We start from the raw sequence: 2,765 nt of genomic DNA on the forward strand, positions 1-2,765 counted from the left end.
TGGCGCTGTGCGGAACGCCCGGTGCGGGGTCAGAAGCCAACATACAAGGAGACATGCCCATGCTGCCACAGCTGTATCGCCACGCCTGGATGGACCACGAGATCGACGCTTTTCGCGAGCAGGTGCGTCGCTACGTTGCCGCCGAATTCACTCCCCGGCTCGACGAATGGCGCCGCCAGGGCTACATCCCGCGCGAGGTCTGGCGTCTGTTCGGCGGGATGAGCTTTCTGCTGCCCGAGATGCCCGAGACCTATGGTGGTGCCGGCGCCAGCCTCGCCTACCAGCTGGTGGTGCAGGACGAACTGGCCAAGGCCGAGATGCCGGTCAATATCGCGGTGCACACCATCGCTTCGCATTACATCCTGGACTTTGGCACCGAAGCGCAAAAGCAGCGCTGGCTGCCCAAGGTGACGAACGGCGAGATGCTGGCCGCAATCGCGATGACCGAGCCGGGCTGCGGCTCGGATCTGAAGGCCATCTCCACCCGGGCCCGGCGCGACGGCGACTACTACGTGATCGACGGCGCCAAGACCTTCATCACCAACGGCTTCACCGGAAACCTGCTGATCGTCGCGGCGCGCACCAGTGGCGCGGGCAGCAAAGGGGTGTCGCTGTTCGTACTGGAGACCGAGAACCTGCCAGGCTTTCGTGTGGGCCGCCTGCTTGAAAAGATCGGCATGCAGGCCTCGGACACGGCGGAGCTCTTCTTCGACAGCGTGCGCGTTCCAGCCGACCAACTGCTGGGGAGCGTTGAAGGACAAGGCTTTGGGCAACTGATGGGCGCGCTGCCCTACGAGCGCATGGTCATTGCAGTGCCGGCGGCGGCCGTCATCGACCGGGCGTTGGAGCTCACCATCGAATACACGAAGCAGCGCAAGATATTCGGTGCGCCTCTGTTCGACATGCAGACAACGCGCCAAAAGCTGGCCGAGATGGCGACCATCGCGCATGTGGTGCGCAGCTTCGTCAACGACTGTACACAGAGACTGCTGGACGGCACACTCGACAACGAGGCCGCCTACATGGCCAAGTGGTGGTGCACCGAACAGCAGTGCCGCGTGGTGGACGAGTGTCTCCAATTGTTCGGCGGCTACGGCTACATGGCCGAGTATCCGATCGCGCGGATGTATGCCGCTTCGCGAGTGCAGAAGATCTACGGCGGCGCCAACGAGGTCCTGAAAGACCTGGTTTCGAGGAAGCTGTGAACATGCCGCACACGCTGCAGTTGCCTCTGCACGGCGTCCGTGTGGTGGAGTTTGAGGGCATCGGTCCAGGCCCTCTGGCCGCCAGGATGCTGGTCGACATGGGCGCCGAGGTGATCGCGCTGGCACGGGCCGAGCAGGCTGCTGGGGCGCAGCGGCTGGGCGGGGCGGTGGAGAACCCGCTGCACCGCGGCAAGAAGGTCGAGGTCATCGACCTGAAGTCGCCCGGTGGCAAGGCGCGCGCACTGGAACTGATTGCCCAGGCCGACGCTCTGATCGAAGGCTTTCGCCCAAGGGTGATGGAGCGGCTGGGCTTCGGCCCCGCAGATTGCGCGGCGCTCAATCCCCGGCTGGTCTATGGCCGGATGACGGGCTGGGGCCAGGACGGGCCACTTGCCCAGGCCGCGGGCCACGACCTGAACTACGTCGCGCTGACGGGCCTGCTGTCGCTGTCGGCGCACAGGGGGCAGGCGCCCATCGTGCCGCCCTCGGTACTCGGGGACGGTGCCGGGGCGCTAGGCATGGCTTTTGGCATCGCCTGCGCGCTGGTCGATGCACGGGCCACCGGCCGTGGCCGGGTTGTGGACGCAGCCATCGTGGACATCGTGGCCATGCTGGGCACGCTGGTGCACTGGATTCGCGCCAACGGGCAGATCGACGGCGCACAGCCGAGCCCGTTCCACGATTCGCCGTTCTATGACGTGTACGTCTGCGCCGACGGCGGCTTCATCAGCCTCGGCGCGATCGAGCCGCCGTTCTACGCATTGCTGTTGTCCAAGTTGGGCCTGGCGGACGTGAACCCTGCAGACCAGTACGACACGGCGGCGTGGCCAGCGTTGAAGGAGCGCATCGCGGCCCTCATCCGCACCCAGCCCCAGGCGCACTGGTGCGCGCTGCTTGAAGGCAGCGACGCCTGCTTTGCACCCGTGCTCAGCCTGGCCGAGGCAGTGCGGCATCCGCACAACGCGGCACGGGGCATCTACCAGACCACCTCTTTCGGCGCCATCGAAGCGGCCTCGGCCCCACGGTTCCAGGCACTCAACGCAACCACCACCCAGGAGACAAAGAAATGACTGCTACCACCCACATCGTCCGCGGCTGCCCGTCCACCACGGGCAACGACCGCCAGCTCAACACCACGACGCTGATCCGGCACGCCGCGCGCACCCATGGGGACCAGGAGATCGTCTACCGCACACCCGATGGCGGCTGGGATCGCTACACCTACGCGGACTGCTACGCGCGCATCTGCCGCAGCGCCAATGCACTGCGCGCGCTCGGTGTCGAGCCCGGCGACCGGGTCGGCATCCTGGACTGGAACAGCCGACGTCACTTCGAGCTGTACTGGTCTATTCCCGGCCTGGGTGCTGTCATGTTGCAGATGAATCTGCGCCTGGGCCCAGAGGACCTGGGCTACGTGGTCGACCACAGCAAGGTGTCCTACGTTTGCGTAGACGAGTCATTGCTACCCCTTGCCGAATCCGTCGCAGCGAATTCGCCCCAGATCAAGGGCTGGATTGTCATGACCGACAAGCCGCTGGACCAGATCAAGACCACGCTGAA

General features: G+C 65.5%; 3 protein-coding genes. All 3 read left to right on the forward strand.

Translation table 11 applies throughout. The annotated features are described in order from the left end of the window. The first annotated feature begins 59 nt into the window (after positions 1 to 59). Positions 60 to 1,205: an acyl-CoA dehydrogenase family protein gene (locus ACN4F8_RS20915; RefSeq protein WP_035479518.1), complete on the forward strand. Its 1,146-nt coding sequence runs from the start codon at positions 60 to 62 to the stop codon at positions 1,203 to 1,205. Positions 1,206 to 1,207: 2 nt separating this feature from the next. Beyond that, positions 1,208 to 2,275 (forward strand): CaiB/BaiF CoA transferase family protein, encoded by a 1,068-nt coding sequence (locus ACN4F8_RS20920; RefSeq protein WP_027015142.1) that lies wholly within the window; start codon positions 1,208 to 1,210, stop codon positions 2,273 to 2,275. Next, the coding region (locus ACN4F8_RS20925) for an AMP-binding protein (protein ID WP_419475342.1) at positions 2,272 to 2,765 on the forward strand (494 nt) is incomplete at its 3' end. The genes ACN4F8_RS20920 and ACN4F8_RS20925, both read left to right, overlap by 4 nt.

Source organism: Hydrogenophaga sp. (assembly GCF_048549895.1).
GTDB lineage: Bacteria > Pseudomonadota > Gammaproteobacteria > Burkholderiales > Burkholderiaceae_C > Hydrogenophaga.